The 2,150-nt window shown below is 72.8% G+C and carries 2 protein-coding genes; one reads left to right on the top strand and one right to left on the bottom strand.

Annotation, left to right across the window (positions count from 1 at the left end; genetic code table 11):
• Nucleotides 1–97: 97 nt before the first annotated feature.
• Nucleotides 98–847 carry a YaaA family protein gene (locus tag IY392_RS17595; RefSeq protein WP_182613394.1) on the top strand — a complete coding sequence of 250 codons (750 nt, stop codon included), beginning with the start codon at nt 98–100 and terminating at the stop codon, nt 845–847.
• Nucleotides 848–855: 8 nt separating this feature from the next.
• On the opposite strand, the gene cobA is transcribed toward IY392_RS17595, so the two are convergent.
• Entirely contained in the window at nt 856–2,082 is a 1,227-nt protein-coding gene (gene cobA / locus IY392_RS17590) for a uroporphyrinogen-III C-methyltransferase (protein ID WP_194861930.1), read from the bottom strand.
• Nucleotides 2,083–2,150 lie beyond the last annotated feature (68 nt).

The raw sequence follows: 2,150 nt of genomic DNA, 5'->3' as shown, positions 1-2,150 counted from the left end.
GCACTCCGCCGTACTCTCGGCGCGCTTCGAGCCATTACTGACCCATGCTCCTAGCCGCCCGGGGACCCGCCTCCGGCGCGACGGTAGCCTCGGCCGGGTGCGCATCCTCCTCTCGCCCTCCGAGACCAAGTCCGTCGGCGGGTCGGGCGCCCCCCTGGACCTGGCGTCGCTGTCGCTCCCCGCGCTCACCGACACCCGGCGATCGGTGGCCGGAGCCCTGGTCGCGATGTGCGCCGACGATCCGGACGGCGCACGAACCGCCCTCGGCCTGGGCGACTCGCTCGCCGCCGAGGTGACCCACGACGCGCACCTGTGGTCCTCACCCACCGCGCCCGCGCTCAGCCGGTACACCGGGGTGCTCTACGACGCGCTGGACCAGTCCTCCTTCACCCGCGCCACCCGGTCGCGCGCCGAATCGCGGCTGTGGATCGGGTCGGCGCTGTTCGGACTGCTCGCCGCCGCCGACCCCATCCCCCACTACCGACTCTCGGCGGGGACCCGACTACCCGGACTCGGCACGCTCCGCTCCGTGTGGAAGCCCGCACTCACCGCCGCCACCTCGCAGTGGGCGGACGACCTCGTGATCGATCTCCGGTCAGGGGGTTACCAGCAGTTGGGACCGGTTCCGGGCGCCGTCACGGTCGACGTCGTCACCCAGTACCCGGACGGCACCCGCAAGGTGGTCTCCCACTTCTCCAAGCACCACAAGGGGCTCCTCGCCAGATCGCTCGCGACCTCACGCGCGGAGATGACGGACATCCCGGCGCTGCTGCGGGTGGCCAGGCGGGCCGGACACACGCTCGAGCACGACTCGGCCACCACCCTGACGATGGTGACCCGCCCCTGAGCGCCGCCTCAGGCCCGGGTCAGCACCTGCGGGAGCCCGGCGACCGCACCGACCACCACGATCGCCGGTGGCCGTACGTCATGGCCGGACAGGGTGTCCGCCATGGTCCCGAGGGTGCACCGGTGCGCCAACTGGCCGTCCAGGCTCCCGTCCACGATGATCGCGGCGGGTGTGTCCGCCGACCGCCCACCGGTCATGAGCGACTCCGCGATGGCCGGGGAGTTCTTGACCCCCATGAGGATGACCAGCGTCCCCCGCATCCGTGCCAGGGCCTCCCAGTCGATCAGAGAGCCCGGGTGGCCCGGCGGCAGATGACCCGAGACGATGGTGACCTCATGGGTCATGCCGCGGTTGCTCACGGGGATCCCTGCCAGGGCGGGGACGCTGAGCGCGCTCGACACCCCGGGGACGACACTGCAGGGGATCCCGGCCTCCGCGCAGGCCTGTGCCTCCTCGTATCCCCGCCCGTAGAGGAACGGGTCACCGCCCTTGAGCCGGACGACGAACTTGCCCTCCCGCGCCCGGTCCACGAGTACCTGGTTGATGGCGTCCTGGGCCATGGACCTGCCGTACGGGATCTTCGCCGCGTCGACGATCTCCACGGTCGGACGCAGCTCCCCCAGCGGACGCTGGGGCGCGAGCCGGTCGGCCACCACGACGTCGGCGCGCGAGAGCAGATTCCTGCCCCGCAGCGTCATGAGGTCGTCCGCTCCCGGGCCACCGCCGACCAGCGCGACGGTGCCCCGCAGCTCCTCCTCGGCGTCCGGTGCTCCGGCGCTCGCGCCGTCCAGTGCGCGGGCCACGACGTCGCGGGCCTCTGCGGTACGTGCCCGGTCGCCGGTGAGCACCGCGACCAGCATCTCGTCGCGGCGGACGACCGCAGGCGTCACCGCGGTGCCGGAGTGGACGGCGTCCGCCCGCACGCAGAAGGTGCGGTCCTGCTCCGCCTCCGCCGCGACTCTCGCGTTGACCAGCGAGTCCTTGGTGGCCGCCACCACGTACCAGGCGCCGTCGAGGTCGCCCGAGCGGAACTCGCGGGCCTCCCAGCGGATCCGCCCCGAGTCGACCAGCCCCTGCAGCGTGGGTGTGATCTCAGGACTCACCAGGTGGACGACGGCACCGGAGTCCAGGAGCACGGGAATCCGCCGCTGGGCCACCGATCCACCGCCGATCACCACGACCCGGCGGCCTTCGAGGTCCAGGCCGACAGGGTACGGGTTCACGGGCCGGATCATGCCGCCGATCCTATCCGCCACCGGTGGCCGGGACCGCCCCGCCCCCGGGGCCCCGAACAGGCCATCCC

Source organism: Dietzia sp. SYD-A1 (genome assembly GCF_015356725.1).
In the GTDB taxonomy this organism is placed as follows: domain Bacteria; phylum Actinomycetota; class Actinomycetes; order Mycobacteriales; family Mycobacteriaceae; genus Dietzia.
The sequence above is the reverse complement of the archived record's forward strand: the minus strand, read 5'-3'. Positions and strand labels throughout refer to the sequence as shown.